The sequence below is a fragment of the Microbacterium sp. NPDC077644 genome (genome assembly GCF_040702785.1).
In the GTDB taxonomy this organism is placed as follows: Bacteria; Actinomycetota; Actinomycetes; order Actinomycetales; family Microbacteriaceae; genus Microbacterium.
Window position 1 is genome coordinate 952,548 of the sequence record NZ_JBFBME010000001.1, and the last position, 15,430, is coordinate 967,977.

General features: G+C 69.5%; 13 protein-coding genes. All 13 read right to left on the bottom strand.

The annotated features are described in order from the left end of the window. Positions 1-9 precede the first annotated feature (9 nt). Entirely contained in the window at positions 10-273 is a 264-nt protein-coding gene (locus tag AB0269_RS04600) for a phosphoribosyl-ATP diphosphatase (RefSeq protein ID WP_175986291.1), read from the bottom strand. Next, positions 270-950, bottom strand: coding sequence for a ribulose-phosphate 3-epimerase (rpe, locus tag AB0269_RS04605; RefSeq protein WP_366210081.1), 681 nt, complete (start codon positions 948-950; stop codon positions 270-272). Before rpe ends, AB0269_RS04600 begins: the two co-directional genes overlap by 4 nt. Next, on the bottom strand, positions 947-2,311 hold the full coding sequence (locus tag AB0269_RS04610; RefSeq protein WP_366210503.1) for a transcription antitermination factor NusB: 1,365 nt from the start codon (positions 2,309-2,311) through the stop codon (positions 947-949). The genes rpe and AB0269_RS04610 overlap by 4 nt, the downstream gene beginning before the upstream one ends. Positions 2,312-2,394: 83 nt before the next feature. After that, complete coding sequence (fmt, locus tag AB0269_RS04615) at positions 2,395-3,315, bottom strand: methionyl-tRNA formyltransferase (protein WP_366210083.1); 921 nt, start codon at positions 3,313-3,315, stop codon at positions 2,395-2,397. Between the two features lie 51 nt (positions 3,316-3,366). Further along, complete coding sequence (locus AB0269_RS04620; RefSeq protein ID WP_366210084.1) at positions 3,367-5,307, bottom strand: primosomal protein N'; 1,941 nt, start codon at positions 5,305-5,307, stop codon at positions 3,367-3,369. A 43-nt stretch (positions 5,308-5,350) separates the two neighbouring features. Next, positions 5,351-6,547 carry a methionine adenosyltransferase gene (metK, locus tag AB0269_RS04625; RefSeq protein ID WP_366210085.1) on the bottom strand — a complete coding sequence of 399 codons (1,197 nt, stop codon included), beginning with the start codon at positions 6,545-6,547 and terminating at the stop codon, positions 5,351-5,353. Between the two features lie 14 nt (positions 6,548-6,561). Continuing rightward, entirely contained in the window at positions 6,562-6,819 is a 258-nt protein-coding gene (rpoZ, locus tag AB0269_RS04630; protein ID WP_033107065.1) for a DNA-directed RNA polymerase subunit omega, read from the bottom strand. 168 nt (positions 6,820-6,987) lie between these two features. After that, on the bottom strand, positions 6,988-8,265 hold the full coding sequence (locus AB0269_RS04635; protein ID WP_366210086.1) for a hypothetical protein: 1,278 nt from the start codon (positions 8,263-8,265) through the stop codon (positions 6,988-6,990). Between the two features lie 44 nt (positions 8,266-8,309). Next, positions 8,310-8,936 (bottom strand): hypothetical protein, encoded by a 627-nt coding sequence (locus tag AB0269_RS04640; protein ID WP_366210087.1) that lies wholly within the window; start codon positions 8,934-8,936, stop codon positions 8,310-8,312. A 327-nt stretch (positions 8,937-9,263) separates the two neighbouring features. Further along, on the bottom strand, positions 9,264-10,169 hold the full coding sequence (gene gmk / locus AB0269_RS04645) for a guanylate kinase (protein ID WP_366210088.1): 906 nt from the start codon (positions 10,167-10,169) through the stop codon (positions 9,264-9,266). Beyond that, positions 10,162-11,007 carry an orotidine-5'-phosphate decarboxylase gene (gene pyrF, locus AB0269_RS04650; protein WP_366210089.1) on the bottom strand — a complete coding sequence of 282 codons (846 nt, stop codon included), beginning with the start codon at positions 11,005-11,007 and terminating at the stop codon, positions 10,162-10,164. The genes gmk and pyrF overlap by 8 nt, the downstream gene beginning before the upstream one ends. After that, the gene (gene carB, locus AB0269_RS04655; RefSeq protein ID WP_366210090.1) at positions 11,004-14,291 is read right to left on the bottom strand and encodes a carbamoyl-phosphate synthase large subunit; all 3,288 of its coding nucleotides are present in this window, start codon (positions 14,289-14,291) and stop codon (positions 11,004-11,006) included. Before carB ends, pyrF begins: the two co-directional genes overlap by 4 nt. Further along, entirely contained in the window at positions 14,291-15,427 is a 1,137-nt protein-coding gene (gene carA / locus AB0269_RS04660) for a glutamine-hydrolyzing carbamoyl-phosphate synthase small subunit (RefSeq protein WP_366210504.1), read from the bottom strand. The genes carB and carA overlap by 1 nt, the downstream gene beginning before the upstream one ends. Between the last annotated feature and the right edge of the window lie 3 nt (positions 15,428-15,430).

The window sequence follows — 15,430 nt, forward strand, 5'->3', positions numbered from 1 at the left end:
CGGAGCGCATCAGAGATGTCGGTACACGTCTTCGAGGCTCAGCCCCTTCGCGAGCATGAGGACCTGCAGGTGGTACAGCAGCTGCGAGATCTCCTCGGCGGCCTCGGCATCCGATTCGTACTCGGCCGCCATCCAGACCTCGGCGGCCTCCTCGACGATCTTCTTGCCGATCGTGTGCACACCGGCGTCGAGCTCGGCGACGGTCCCCGATCCCGCGGGACGGGTCTCGGCCTTGACGCTGAGCTCGGCGAACAGCTCGTCGAAAGTCTTCACGATTCCAGGCTAGCGGCTCGCGCGCGCTCCCGGAGCCCGGTGACGGCGGCCTCGATGTCGTCCGCCCCGTACACGGCGGAGCCCGCCACGAACGTGTCGGCGCCCGCCTCGGCGGCCTGCGAGATCGTCGCGTCCGAGATGCCGCCGTCGACCTGGAACCAGGTCGACGAACCGCGACGCCGCGCCTCGTCGACGAGCGCGCGCAGCTTCGGCATCGTCTCGGGCATGAAGCTCTGACCGCCGAAGCCGGGCTCCACCGTCATCACGAGCACCTGGTCGAACTCGTCGAGGATCTCGTACAGGCTCTCCCCCGCCGTGCCCGGCTTGATGGCGACGCCGGCGCGGGCGCCGATCGACCGCAGTCGGCGCGCGAGCGCCACCGGGTCGGCGGCGGCCTCGAGGTGGAACGTGACGCTGGCGGCGCCCAGCTCGGCATAGCCGGGCGCCCAGCGGTCCGGGTCGCTGATCATCAGGTGCACGTCCAGCGGGATGGGGCTGGTGGCCTGGATGCGCTCGACCATCTGCGGGCCGAACGTGAGGTTCGGGACGAAGTGGTTGTCCATGACGTCGACGTGAGCGAAATCGGCGGTCGCGATCCGGGCGAGATCGCGCTGCATGTTCACGAAGTCGGCGGACAGGATGCTGGGGTTGATGCGCGGTGCTGACGGAAGACTCACTGATCTTCTCCCTTCGGGGTGCGCTGCAGGAGCGCGAGGAACATGGCGTCGGTGCCGTGGCGGTGCGGCCACAGCTGCACCCGTCCGGTGCCGTCCGAGCCGAGGTCCATCGGGCTGCGGGCGACGGAGGCGAGCACGGCGGCGGCATCCAATTCGGTCACGTCGTCACGGGTGCGCAGCACCTCGGCGACGACACCGGTCGTCTCGGCGAGATGCGGCGAGCACGTGACGTAGGCGACCATCCCTCCGGGGACCACGGCGTCGAGGGCCCCCGCGAGGAGCTCGGTCTGCAGGCCGGTCAGCTCGGCGACGTCGGCCGGCGACTTCCGCCACCGGGCCTCGGGGCGCCGGCGCAGGGCTCCGAGGCCCGTGCACGGCGCATCGACGAGAATGCGGTCGAACCGGTTTTGGTTCGCGGCGGTGAGCTCGCGGCCGTCCTGCTCGTGGACGACGACCTCGCCGGGCACCGCCTTCAGGGCGCCCCGGACGAGCCCGGCGCGTGCCGGGACGACCTCGTTGGCCTCGAGGGCGACGCCGTTGTGCCAGGCGATCGCGGCGAGCAGGGCCGTCTTGCCGCCGGGTCCGGCGCACAGGTCGAGCCACCGCTCGCCGGCCTCGATCGGACGGGCCGCCGCAAGGGCGAGGGCGACGAGCTGCGAGCCCTCGTCCTGCACGCGGATCGTGCCGCCGGAGGCGCTGATGACGGCGTGCGGGTCTCCCCCGGGCGAGGCGAAGGCCGTCGGCGCGTAGGGACGGCGCGGCTCTCCCGCCTCGGCGAGGCCGGGCAGAGCGACCAGCGTCACCTCGGGAGAGGCGTTGTCGGCATCCAGCAGGTCTTCGAGCTCGTCGGCGCGTCCCTCGGCCGAGAGTGCGCGGCGAAGTGCACGGATGATCCACACCGGGTGGGCCGTGCGCAGGCCGATGCGCTCGTCGTCGGAGCGCGCACCCGCCTCGATCCGCTCCTGCCACTGTCCCGGCGTGTCGCGCGAGATGCGGCGGAGCACGGCGTTCGCGAACCCCGCAGGGCCTCGGCCGACCGCGCCCGCCACGAGGTTCACGGATTCGTTGACGGCCGCGTGGGAGGCGACGCGGGTCGCGAGCAGTTGATGTGCCGCCAGCCGCAGGGCATCGAGCACTGCCGGGTCGATGTCGGAGACCGGGCGACCCGCCGCCTCCGAGATCACGGCGTCGTAGGTTCCACGGCGGCGCAGAGCGCCGTACGTGAGCTCGGTCGCGAGTGCCGCGTCCTGCGGGCTGAGGCCGGCCTCGGCGATCGCGGACGGCAGCAGCAGGTTGGCGTAGGCGTCGGAGTCGCTCACGGCCCGCAGGACGTCGTACGCGACGCGCCTGGCCGGCTGCACGCGGCGGGGCGGCTGACCCTGCCGGGTGCGCGCGCTCTGCCCGCCGTCCTGGCGACGACGCGGCCGCCGATCCTGCGGCGCGCTCACGCGCCCGCTCGCACGGCGTCGTCGGCGCGCAGCCCGCGCCACCAGTCCGTCGCGCTCATGGCGGCCTTCCCGGCCGGCTGCACCCGCGTCACGGCGAGCGGCCGAGTCGCGGTGCCGATGAGGACGGCCTGCTTCGTGGCCGTGATCTGGCCAGGGTCCAGCGCTTCGGCATCTGCCGCCGGGGCCGCCTCGAGCACCTTCACCCGAAGGCCGCCGATGGTCGTGTGCGCGCCGGGTTCGGGGGTGACGCCGCGGAAGCGGGAGTACACCGCCTCCAGCGGCAGGTTCCACTCCAGTGCCCCGTCGTCGATCGTGAGCTTCGGCGCGGTCGTCGGCTCGCCCCGTTGCGGCACAGTGCGCGCCGTGCCGTCGGCGATGCCGGCCACGACCTCGGCGGTGAGGGCTGCGCCGTCCTCGGCGAGCACGTCCAGCGCCACGTCCGCCGTGGCATCTGCCGGGACATCGACCGTCCGCATCGCGAACACGTCGCCGGCATCCAGCACGGGAACGAGCTGGAAGACGCTGGCGCCGAGCTCGGCGTCGCCGGCGATGAGCGCCCGCTGCACCGGAGCCGCGCCCCGCCACTGCGGCAGGAGCGAGAAGTGCAGGTTGATCCATCCGTGCGCCGGAGTCTGGAGCAGCGGTTCGCGCACCAGCCCGCCGTAGGCGACGATGACCCCGAGGTCGGGGCGCAGGGCGGCGATCCGAGCCGTGACCTCATCGTCCAGACGCGCGGCCTTGATCACGGGCAGGCCCAGCTCGTCTGCGACCTGGGCGACCGGTGACGGCGTGAGCACGCGCTTCCGACCGAGCGGCGCATCGGGGCGCGTGATCACGGCCGCGATGTCGTGAGATCCGGCGAGGGCGCGCAGGGTCGGGATGGAGGCCGCCGGTGTGCCGGCGAAGACGAGTCGCATGAAGGTGCTCCGGAACGATGGGTTCTCACGTGGGGTGGATCGCCACGGCGATCACAGCTCGGGATCGAGCATATCGAGGCGCACCGAGAGCGGCACGCGGTTGCTCTGACCGCGTCCGCGCCGTCGCTTGACCGCCTCTGCGACCACGGCGGCGCGCAGCGTCGTCGCCACGGACGGCCCCGCGGCGTACTCGAACCGCACGAGCGCGCGCACGCGGCCGTCCTCGCCCTCGACGGGCACGGGGCCGAGCACGGCGTCCGCCGGCAGGGGCAGCCGGCGCAGGTCGTCGAGCGCGCGCGCCACGGATGCCGGCACCCCCTCGACGAGAGCGACGCGCGTCGCGGGCGGCAGGTGCAGGGGTGCCCTGCTCTCGAGCTCGGAACGCGCGTACGCCGGCTGCGTCCACGTCGCCAGCGCCCGGCCGACGGGTCCGTCGACGCCGACGAGGTGGATCGGCGCACCGGGAGCTGCGAGGGCGGCCGCATTCGACCACCACCGCAGGCAGGATTCGCCGATCCGCAGATCCGGCGCCTGCAGCATGCGCGAACCGTCCAGCAGCAGCACGGCCCGGTATCCGCCCGCGGCGATCGGTTCCGCCCCGCGGGTGGCGATGACCAGCGCGGGCTTCTCGGAGACGTGCTCGACGGGGTGCGCGCCGTCGGCGACGATCACGCGGACTCCGGGGAACGCCCGACCGAGCTCATCGGCGGTCCGCTCACTGCCGGATGCCGCGAGGCGCAGCTGCGTGGAGGAGCAGGACGGGCAGTGCCAGGCGCGCCCCGCGCGGCCGCACCAGCCGCAGACCGGCACAGCGCCGCGATGCGATGCCCCCAGCGGGCCACCGCAGTGCGCACAGCGCGCCGGTGCCCGGCAGTCCGCGCACACCAGCGTCGGCGCGAAGCCGGGACGAGCGACCTGCACGAGGACCGGCCCCTCTGCGGTCGCGGCTCGAGCCGCCGTGAAGGCGCCGGAGTGCACACGCTGGGCCGGCTGCTCCATCTCCTGCGGGCTGCTCAGCACGATGCGCGGCGTCACTCGGCGCTCGGCGCGGACGTCGGCGAGCCAGCCGCGCTGCACGAGCCGTTCGACATCGCTCGTGCGCGTGTGGCCGGCGAACAGCAGCGCCGATCCCTCCTGCTCCTGGCGGACGAGCACAGCATCCCGCGCGTGCACGTACGGGGCGAGCGGTTCGCTGTAGAGCGGGTCGCCGTCGTCCCAGACGGCGACGAGTCCGGCCCGCACCGGCGCGTACACGGCCGACCGGTTGCCGACGACGATGCACGGCGCGTCCTCGAGCGTGCGCAGGAAACCGCGGTAGCGCTCAGGATTGGTCTGCCGGGAGTCGTGGCGGACGATCGCGTCTTCGGGGACGAAGTCCGCAAGCGCCGCGAGCAGCCGGTCGAGGTCGCGGTGATCGGGTACCGCGAGGATGACGGATGCGCCGGATGCCAGCACCCTGGACGCCGCGGCGGAGAGGAGCCGGGTCCATGGCAGCGCGTCGCCTGTGACCCCGGGTATGGCCTCGACCGCACCGCGGCCGCGTTCGTCGAGCAGCGCCGCGAGTCCGCTGTACTCGGCGAGAACGGCGTCAGTCCGCTCCTGTGCCTCATCGGACGGCATCGCGACGACGGCATCCGCCTTCCACGCCTTCTCGACGCGGACCTGACGCTTGGGGATGACCAGGCGCAGGACGTCGGATGCCGAACCGGCCGCGCGATCCGCGACGCGGCGCGCCAGCCGGTACAGGCGCTCGGGGAGCACGGGAACCGGTGAGATCACGCTCTCGACGGTGGACAGCGCGCGTTCGGTGTCGCTCTCGGCATCGAGTTCGACGACGAACGCGTCGACCATGCGGCCGGCGGTGCGCAGCGGCACGCGGACGCGGGCGCCGATGGGCACCTCGCCGAGCTCGTCCAGGAGGACGTAGTCGAACAGGCGATCGAGCTGCGGCAGCGGCGAGTCCAGCAGCACCCGCGCGATGCGCCGACTCACCGCAGCGCCCCGAACGTGCACGCGTGCGCTGCGCGCGCCGGCATTACAGCCCCGCGGCGCGGCGGAGGTCGGAGGCTCGGTCCGTGCGCTCCCAGGTGAAGTCGGGCAGTTCGCGGCCGAAATGACCGTACGCCGCCGTCTGACGGTAGATCGGACGCAGCAGATCGAGCTGTTCGATGATCGCCTGCGGCCGCAGGTCGAAGACCTCGCGGATCGCATTCGTGATCACCTCATCCGACACCTTTCCGGTGCCGAACGTCTCGACGTAGAGCCCGACGGGCCGCGCGACGCCGATGGCGTAAGCGACCTGCACCTCGAGCCGGTCCGCGAGACCTGCGGCCACCGCGTTCTTGGCCACCCAGCGCATGGCGTACGCGCCGGAGCGGTCGACCTTTGACGGGTCCTTGCCGCTGAACGCGCCGCCGCCGTGACGGGCGGCCCCGCCGTAGGTGTCGATGATGATCTTGCGCCCGGTGAGACCGGCGTCCCCCTTGGGGCCGCCCGTGACGAAGGGCCCGGCGGGGTTGATGAAGTAGCGATCTGCCGACGGCATCTCGAGTCCGGTGTTCTCGAGCACGGGGTCGATCACGAGTCGCCGCACCTGGTCCTGGAGCTCGTCCTGCGAGATGTCCGGGTGGTGCTGCGTCGAGAGCACGACCGCATCGATCGTCTTCGGAGTGAAGCCCTCGTAGCCGAGCGTGACCTGCGTCTTGCCGTCGGGGCGCAGGAAATCGAGCTCACCAGAGCGGCGCACCTCAGTGAGGCGCTCGGCGATGCGGTGCGCCGTGTGACCGGCCATCGGCATGAGCTCGGGCGTCTCGACCGTCGCGAAGCCGAACATGATGCCCTGATCGCCGGCGCCGAGGCCGTCGAGCGCATCGCTGGACGACCCGTCGCGGTGCTCCTGTGCGAGGTCGACGCCGTGCGCGATGTCGCTGGACTGCTCCCCCACCGAGACGCTGACGCCGCACGAGTCGCCGTCGAAGCCGGTGTCGCTCGACGTGTAGCCGATGCCGCTCACGACCTCGCGGACGATCGTGGGGATGTCGACGTACGCCTCGGTGCGGATCTCACCGGCGACGTGAACGAGGCCCGTGGTGACGAGCGTCTCCACCGCGACACGGGATGCCGGGTCCTTGGCGATCAGTCCGTCGAGGATGCTGTCCGAGATCTGGTCGCAGATCTTGTCCGGGTGCCCCTCGGTGACGGATTCAGACGTGAAAAGGCGCAGCGCGCTCACCTGGGAAGCCGCCCTCACTCAGCGTGGCGAAGGCGGAGCTTGTCCTCGTTGATCTCGTGCAGCGCGATGGTCAGCGGCTTGTCCTCGACGGACGAGTCGACCAGAGGGCCCACGTTGTCGAACAGGTTGCCCTCGTGGAGGTCTGCGTAGTAGTCGTTGATCTGCCGCGCACGCTTGGACGCGTAGATGACCAGCTCGTACTTCGACTCGACGCGGTCGAGCAGGTTGTCGATGGGCGGGTCGATGATGCCCTTGGTGTGGTGTCCGGCCATGGTGGGACCTCCAGATCAGGCGACGGGTTCGTCGCGAAAGTCGAATCGGCGGGCGCGCGAGAGCGATCAGCGCGCTGGTGCCTCAGACAATTCTACGACCTCGCGCGCGGCGGCGGCGACATCCGCGTTCACGACGCTGCCGTGAGGTTCGCTGCCATGCTAACCATGCTAACCAGTCGCGATGGTCATACCCATTTCACTGCTGATGGTCACGCTTCCCACCCAAACCACGTTGGTGAAGCACTTGGTAGTTGAGTAGCGCACCACCGGGCATGTCCCGCTTCCGTAACCGCCGAGAATCGTTCCCATGGCCCGGAATTTGCCGCTAGATTGCGGATAGGCGACCGGCCCACCGCTATCTCCGCCTACGACAACGACAGAGCCGACAGAGACATGGCCGCGAACCAGACCGTGAACTGTACTGCCCTGATCGGAAATGTACTGGGCGTAGTTCGCTTGATCAATCTCCACGCAATGAACCCCTGAGTTTGCACCGTCGGCGCAGGCGAATGCTCCAACGACATTGCCGCCAACGGCGCCGACGATCTCTAAGTTCGCCGTTGACCAGGTGCCGTGATAGATGCGCGGTGTGATCGATTGAGTCGTCGGACGGACTAAGGCAGCGTCAAGGTCGGGGTGCCGGTAACCTGTCCCGGTGTAAGCGATGCCCCACGTTCCCACATCATTCGACACCGAGACCGTCGTGTCGGACGGGAAGCAATGATTCGCTGTCAAGAGGTACTTCGTGCCAGTCGCGTTGCTCGTCACCGGAAAACTCGTCGAGCAGATTAGGCCTCCGACGTAGTATCCACCGCCGCCCTTGTACGGAGCAGTGCCGTTCCATCGTGCTGTGGATTGGATCTCTTGGCCGACGGAGACGGTGGTGATGTCTACTTTCGCCAGACGAGCCGCCAACGCTGCGACCGTATCGGGTGCGGCGGTCCCCGTGTATTCGACCCAGATTCCATTCCCGCTGGTGTCGGGTCCCGCAGCGGAGATCATCGACGACGACGCGCCGCTTTCGTCGATGGGCATGCCGACGACACGGTCCACCGCGTCAAGCATCTCGAAAAGAGTGAACTTCGCCGGATGCACTCGCACCGTCACCTCTGAGGGCGCATCATCCAGCATTCGCTGCACATCAACCGCGACCTCTCCAACCCAAAAGAGATCGACGACGCGTGCGACGGGGTCGACCATCACCCCGGCGTAACCATACTCGACGCCGTCAGCAGAGACTCGGGAGCCGCCCTCATTCGGATTGACCAGATCCAACACTGGCTGAACCACGGCCATGACCATATCTTGACCGACAATCGCGTCATCAGTCGGCAACCCCAGCGCATCAACACCATCATCCGCAGGAGCGCTCGACGCTACACCGGCGCCAAGCCCACCACCGAAAACGAGCGCAAGAGCAACAATCCCGCCAGCCGAAGCGACCATCCAGCGTGCAATACCACGTGGGCGATCTATCCGCAGAACAGCTCTCATCGTGCTGTGGATTGGATCTCTTGGCCGACGGAGACGGTGGTGATGTCTACTTTCGCCAGACGAGCCGCCAACGCTGCGACCGTATCGGGTGCGGCGGTCCCCGTGTATTCGACCCAGATTCCATTCCCGCTGGTGTCGGGTCCCGCAGCGGAGATCATCGACGACGACGCGCCGCTTTCGTCGATGGGCATGCCGACGACACGGTCCACCGCGTCAAGCATCTCGAAAAGAGTGAACTTCGCCGGATGCACTCGCACCGTCACCTCTGAGGGCGCATCATCCAGCATTCGCTGCACATCAACCGCGACCTCTCCAACCCAAAAGAGATCGACGACGCGTGCGACGGGGTCGACCATCACCCCGGCGTAACCATACTCGACGCCGTCAGCAGAGACTCGGGAGCCGCCCTCATTCGGATTGACCAGATCCAACACTGGCTGAACCACGGCCATGACCATATCTTGACCGACAATCGCGTCATCAGTCGGCAACCCCAGCGCATCAACACCATCATCCGCAGGAGCGCTCGACGCTACACCGGCGCCAAGCCCACCACCGAAAACGAGCGCAAGAGCAACAATCCCGCCAGCCGAAGCGACCATCCAGCGTGCAATACCACCCATGACGCCTCCTAGGTGAGTTCGCGGTCATTATATACCCTCGCACAACGCACCGGGGAAGTACTTCACGGTCATGCTACCGCTCTGACTGCCGCTTTTGAGCTCGTAAGTCGTCGCCGACGGCGTGGCGTGCGGCTCTACGCCTCCACGACACACCTATGACGCACTCGATGGGCGAGTCACTGCGCTGCGGACCGATCACGCCTGAGTGACCGACTTCGAGCGCCCCGAGAAATGGGACTGTACTCCGCCGGCAGGCGGATCGGGGCGGGGTGGTGCCCCTTCCACAGGCGTAGGGCTCAGTTCGGCGTGCGAGGCTCAGGGATCGGTTCAGCGCGCGGGAGCCTCAGATAATTCTACGACCTCGCGCGCGGCAGCGGCGACATCCTCGTTCACGATGCGGTAATCGAACTCGCTCTGCGCGGCCAGTTCGACCTTCGCCGTCCGCAGGCGACGGGCGCGCTCCTCCTCGTTCTCCGTGCCCCGGCCGACGAGCCGGTGCACCAGCTCGTCCCAGGTCGGCGGAAGGAGGAAGATCAGCGTCGCCGAGGGCTCGGCGGCGCGCACCTGGCGCGCACCCTGCAGATCGATCTCGAGGAGCACCGTCCGGCCCTCGGCGAGGGCGGCGTCGATCGGCGCGCGCGGCGTGCCGTAGCGCGACTTGTTGTGCACGACGGCGTACTCCAGGAGCTCGCCCTCCGCGATGAGCCGGTCGAACTCGGCGTCGTCGACGAAGTAGTAGTGCACGCCGTCGATCTCACCGGGACGCGGTGCGCGGGTCGTCGCCGACACCGACAGGTGGATCTCAGGATGGTTATCGCGGATGTGCGCGGCGACCGTGCCCTTGCCCACGGCGGTGGGTCCGGCCAGGACGAGCAGCCGGCTGCGCCCCGTGCGCGGCTCCGGGGCGGGGAATCGCTCGTCGAGCCAGTGCAGAAGGCTGGCGCGCTGTCGGACGCCGAGCCCGCCCAGTCGCTTCACCGGCGAGATGTCGAGTTCCGTGAGGATGCGGTCGCGCTTGCCGACGCCGATCGCCGGGAGGGCGAGAAGGAAGTCGGTCACCCGCATGGAGCCGGCGACGGAGTCCGCATCGGCGAAGGCCAGCTCGGCGACCGTCTGCGGCGTCGTGACGCGCATGCCGAGGTCGCGCTTGAGCGATGCGCGGGCCTGACGGCGTTCGACCGCTCTGCGCGCGGCGGCCGCGCGGTCCACCTCGGGGACGCTGCGCTCAGGCATCGACCCTCCTGCGGTACTCGTCGACGCGTGCGTCGATCGCTGCGGCGATGCCGGCGGGTCCCGCCTGGAGGATGCTGCGGCTCTCGGACGCCACGACCAGCGGTGCGCTCGTGCCGAAGCGTGCGACGAGGTCGTCGGGACCCGCGCCCTGCGCGCCGAATCCCGGTGCCAGGATCGGGGCCGGCGGCGTGAACGGCGACAGACCCGCGTGCGCCCAGTCGACGGTGGCGCCGATGACGAAGCCGAGGCTGGCCCACTCCCCCTCGGCTGTGGTCTCGGCGTTGCGTGCGCTGACCTCGGCGACAACGGCGGCGGAGATCGTGTTCTCGGACTCGGAGCGGGCGCGCTGGACGGTCCCGGCATCCGGGTTGCTCGTCGCGGCGAGGACGAACGCGCCCTTGCCGTGCTCCTCCGCCAGCACGAAAGTGCTCTCCAGTGCGCCGATGCCGAGATACGGGTTGACCGTCACGGCGTCCGCCTCGAGGGGCGACCCGGGCGTGAGCCAGGCCGCGGCGTACGCGTCCATCGTGCTGCCGATGTCGCCGCGCTTGGCGTCCGCGATCACGAGAAGGCCGGCATCCCGTGCCGCCTGCAGAACGTCCTCGAGGGCGGCGAAACCGGCCGATCCGAAGCGCTCGAAGAACGACACCTGCGGCTTGACGACGCCGACGCGCTCAGCCGCGGCATCCACCGTCCGCAGTCCGAACTCGCGCGTGCCCGCCGCCGTGTCGCCGACGCCCCACGCAGACAGGAGCGTCGCATGCGGGTCGATGCCGACGCACAGCGGACCGCGCGCGGCCAGCGCCGCGCGCGTCCGCTCCCCGAAGCTCGCTGTCACAGTGCCGCCTGCCGGTCGAGCGCGTACTCCTGCAGGCTCCTGACCTCGAAGCCCTCATCGGCGGCATCCATTCCGCTCACCGCGGCGCCCAGCACCGCCATGGTCGTGAACAGGGCCTTGTCGGCCGCGACGGCCGCGGCGCGGATCTCGTAGCCGTCGGCGCGTGCAGCACCGCCGGATGGCGTGTTCACGACGATGTCGATCTGGCCCGCGTTGATGAGATCGACGATGTTCTCTCCCCCCGAGGACTGCGTCTCGCTGAACTTAGACACGACCGTCACGGGGATGCCGTTGCGGGAGAGGATCTCGGCCGTGCCCTCGGTCGCCACCAGCGTGAAGCCGAGCTGCTGCAGGCGATGCGCGGGCAGGATCACGGCGCGCTTGTCGGCATCGGCGACCGAGATGAACACGGTGCCCGAGGTCGGCATGCCGCCGTAGGCCGCGGCCTGGCTCTTCGCGAACGCGGTCGGGAAGTCCTTGTCGATGCCCATGACCTCGCCGGTCGAGCGCATCTCCGGGCCGAGGACCGAGTCGACGATCTTGCCGTCCTTGGTGCGGAACCGCTTGAACGGGAGCACGGCCTCCTTGACGGAGACGGGGGCGTCCATCGGCACCCGCGATCCGTCAGCGGCCGGAAGCAGCCCCTCGGTCTTGAGCTCGGCGATCGTGGCGCCGGCCATGATCCGGCTGGCGGCCTTGGCCATGGGGATGCCCAGGGCCTTCGACACGAACGGCACCGTGCGGCTGGCGCGCGGGTTGGCCTCGATCACGTAGAGCACGCCGGCGCTGATCGCGAACTGCACGTTCAGGAGACCGCGCACGCCCACGCCCTCGGCGATCGCCAGGGTCGCCTCGCGGACCCGGTCGACGTCGCTGCGGCCGAGCGAGACCGGCGGCAGGGTGCAGCTGGAGTCGCCGGAGTGGATGCCGGCCTCCTCGAGGTGCTCCATGACGCCGCCGATGTACAGCTCGGTGCCGTCGTAGAGCGCGTCGACGTCCAGCTCGATCGCGTCATCGAGGAAGCGGTCGACGAGCAGCGGCGTGCCGGGACCGACGATGACCTCGCCGGCTGTGCGCACGAAGTAGTCGCGCAGGCTCGGGGTGTCGTAGACGATCTCCATGCCGCGCCCGCCGAGGACGAAGCTCGGTCGGACGAGCACCGGGTACCCGATGTCCTCCGCGATCGCGACGGCGCCCTCGACATCGATCGCCGTGCCGTGGCGGGGCGCCACGAGGCCGGCCGACGCGAGCAGCTGCGAGAACAGTTCCCGCTCCTCGGCGATGTCGATGGCTGCCGGGCTCGTGCCGAGCACCGTGTAGCCGGCCGCCTCGATGCCCTTGGCGAGACCGAGCGGGGTCTGACCGCCCAGCTGGCAGACGACGCCGAGGATGGTTCCGCTGGCGGCTTCCGCGTCGAGCACCTCGAGCACGTCCTCGAGCGTCAGCGGCTCGAAGTACAGGCGGTCGGAGGTGTCGTAGTCGGTGGACACCGTCTCGGGGTTGCAGTTGACCATGACGGTCTCGTACCCGGCATCCGACAGCGCGAACGACGCGTGCACGCACGAGTAGTCGAACTCGACGCCCTGCCCGATGCGGTTGGGGCCCGAGCCGATGATCACGACCTTGGTGCGCTCTGACGGCGCGACCTCGGTCTCGAAGTCGTAGCTCGAGTAGTGATACGGGGTGAGTGCGGGGAACTCGCCCGCGCAGGTGTCGACCGTCTTGTAGACCGGGCGGATGCCCAGGCCGTGCCGGACGCCGCGGATCTCCGCCTCGTCCTCGCCCCGGAGCTGTGCGATCTGCGCGTCGGAGAAGCCGTGCTCCTTGGCGTAGCGCAGCACGTCGGCGTTGAGCTCCTCGGCGGTGCGGACCGTCTCTGCGACCTCGTTGATCAGCACGATCTGGTCGAGGAACCAGGGGTCGATGGCCGTGGCCTCGAACGCCTGCTCGATCGTCGCGCCCTTGCGCAGCGCCTGCTGCAGCACCACGATGCGGCCGTCGGTCGGCGTCTTCGAGACCTGGAGCAGCTCCTCGACGGAGCGGGACTCCTCGCCCCAGTGGAAGCTCGAACCGCGCTTCTCGAGCGAGCGGAGCGCCTTCTGCAGCGCGGTGGCGTAGTTGCGGCCGATCGCCATGGCTTCGCCGACCGACTTCATGGTGGTCGTGAGCGTGGCATCCGCCGCGGGGAACTTCTCGAACGCGAAGCGGGGCACCTTGACCACGACGTAGTCGAGGGTCGGCTCGAAGCTCGCCGGAGTCACGCCCGTGATGTCGTTCGGGATCTCGTCGAGGCGGTAGCCGAGCGCGAGCTTGGCTGCGAGCTTGGCGATCGGGAAGCCGGTCGCCTTCGACGCCAGCGCCGAGGAGCGCGAGACGCGCGGGTTCATCTCGATGACGATGATGCGCCCGTTCTCGGGGTTGACCGCGAACTGGATGTTGCAGCCACCCGTATCCACGCCCACGGCCCGGATGATGTCGATGCCGATGTCGCGCAGCTTCTGGTACTCGCGGTCGGTCAGCGTGAGCGCCGGCGCGACCGTGATCGAGTCGCCGGTGTGCACGCCGACCGGGTCGACGTTCTCGATGGAGCAGACGACGACCGTGTTGTCCGCCGTGTCGCGCATGAGCTCGAGCTCGTACTCCTTCCACCCGAGGATCGACTCCTCGAGCAGCACCTCGCTCGTGGGCGAGTCGTGGAGACCTGCTCCGCCGATGCGACGGAGGTCCTCCTCGTCGTAGGCGAAGCCGGATCCGAGCCCGCCCATCGTGAAGCTCGGGCGGACGACGAGCGGGTAGCCGAGCTTCTCGGCGCCCGCGAGCAGCTCGTCCATGCTGTGGCAGATGACGGATGCCGCGACATCCGCTCCCGCTTCGAGGACGAGCTCCTTGAAGATCTGGCGATCCTCGCCCTTCTCGATCGCCTCGACCTTGGCGCCGATGAGCTCGACGTCGTACTTGGCTAGGATGCCCTGCTTGTCGAGGGCCATCGCCGCGTTCAGCGCGGTCTGACCGCCCAGGGTCGGCAGGATCGCGTCGGGCTTCTCCTTGGCGATGATCGTCTCGATGACCTCGGGGGTGATCGGCTCGATGTAGGTCGCGTCGGCGAAGTCCGGGTCGGTCATGATCGTGGCCGGGTTGGAGTTGACGAGGATGACGCGGACGCCCTCCTCGCGGAGCACACGGCACGCCTGGGTGCCGGAGTAGTCGAACTCGCAGGCCTGACCGATGACGATCGGGCCCGACCCGATGACGAGGACGGAGTTGATGTCGTCGCGCTTCGGCATTACTTGGTGTCTCCCTGCTGTGCGACGACCATGTCCTTGAACCGGTCGAAGAGGTAGTTGGCGTCGTGGGGGCCGGCGGCGGCTTCGGGGTGGTACTGCACCGAGAAGGCCGGGATGTCGAGGGCGCGCAGGCCCTCGACGACGTTGTCGTTGAGACCCACGTGGCTGACCTCGACCTTGCCGTATCCATTGGGGCTGTCGAACGTGCCCTCCAGCGGTGCATCGACGGCGAAGCCGTGGTTGTGGGCCGTGATCTCGACCTTGCCTGTGCTCTTGTCGAGCACGGGCTGATTGATGCCGCGGTGGCCGAACGGCAGCTTGTAGGTGCCGAGACCCAGGGCGCGCCCGAGGAGCTGGTTGCCGAAGCAGATGCCGAAGAACGGCAGCCCGTCGTCGAGGACGGCGCGCAGGAGCGCGACGTGGTCGCCGGACGCCGCCGGGTCGCCGGGGCCATTCGAGTAGAACACCGCGACGGGGTCGATCGCCCGGATGTCGTCGATCGTCGACGTCTGTGGCAGGACGTGCACGTCGAACCCGCGAGCGGCGAGGTTGTCGATCGTGGCCTGCTTGACGCCGAGGTCCAGGACGGCGAGGTTGCCGACGCGCTCCCCGATCGCCGTGGTGATGGTCGCGACGTCGACCGACACCTGCGAGGAGAGGTTCTGGCCTGCCATCTGCGGCGCCTCGACGACCTGACGCAGCTGCTCCTCGGGGTCGAGGCCTGCATCGGCGCCCGAGAAGATGCCGCCGCGCATGGAGCCGGCGGAGCGGATGTGCCGGGTGACCGCGCGGGTGTCGATGCCGCTGATGCCGACGATCCCGTCGCGGACGAGAGTCTCGTCGAGCGACGCGTTGGCCCGCCAGTTCGACACGACCCGCGAGGGGTCGCGGACGATGTAGCCGGCGACCCAGATGCGCCGGGATTCCGGATCCTCGTCGTTCATGCCGGTGTTGCCGATGTGCGGCGCGGTCTGCAGCACGATCTGGCCGGCGTAGGACGGGTCGGTGATCGTCTCCTGGTAACCGGACATGCCGGTGGCGAAGACGACTTCGCCGAGCGTCGTGCCCTCGGCGCCGTACGCGCGGCCGTTGTGACGGGTGCCGTCTTCGAGGACGAGGACGGCCGGGGCCGGCATCCG

What these genes read in the sequence shown, in the direction of transcription:
- rpoZ (WP_033107065.1), bottom strand. Translation starts at nt 6,819, where the DNA reads ATGGCCGGACACCACACCAAGGGCATCATCGACCCGCCCATCGACAAC.
- fmt (WP_366210083.1), bottom strand. Translation starts at nt 3,315, where the DNA reads ATGCGACTCGTCTTCGCCGGCACACCGGCGGCCTCCATCCCGACCCTG.
- carA (WP_366210504.1), bottom strand. Translation starts at nt 15,427, where the DNA reads ATGCCGGCCCCGGCCGTCCTCGTCCTCGAAGACGGCACCCGTCACAAC.
- AB0269_RS04640 (WP_366210087.1), bottom strand. Translation starts at nt 8,936, where the DNA reads ATGGGTGGTATTGCACGCTGGATGGTCGCTTCGGCTGGCGGGATTGTT.
- gmk (WP_366210088.1), bottom strand. Translation starts at nt 10,169, where the DNA reads ATGCCTGAGCGCAGCGTCCCCGAGGTGGACCGCGCGGCCGCCGCGCGC.
- carB (WP_366210090.1), bottom strand. Translation starts at nt 14,291, where the DNA reads ATGCCGAAGCGCGACGACATCAACTCCGTCCTCGTCATCGGGTCGGGC.
- AB0269_RS04635 (WP_366210086.1), bottom strand. Translation starts at nt 8,265, where the DNA reads ATGGTCGCTTCGGCTGGCGGGATTGTTGCTCTTGCGCTCGTTTTCGGT.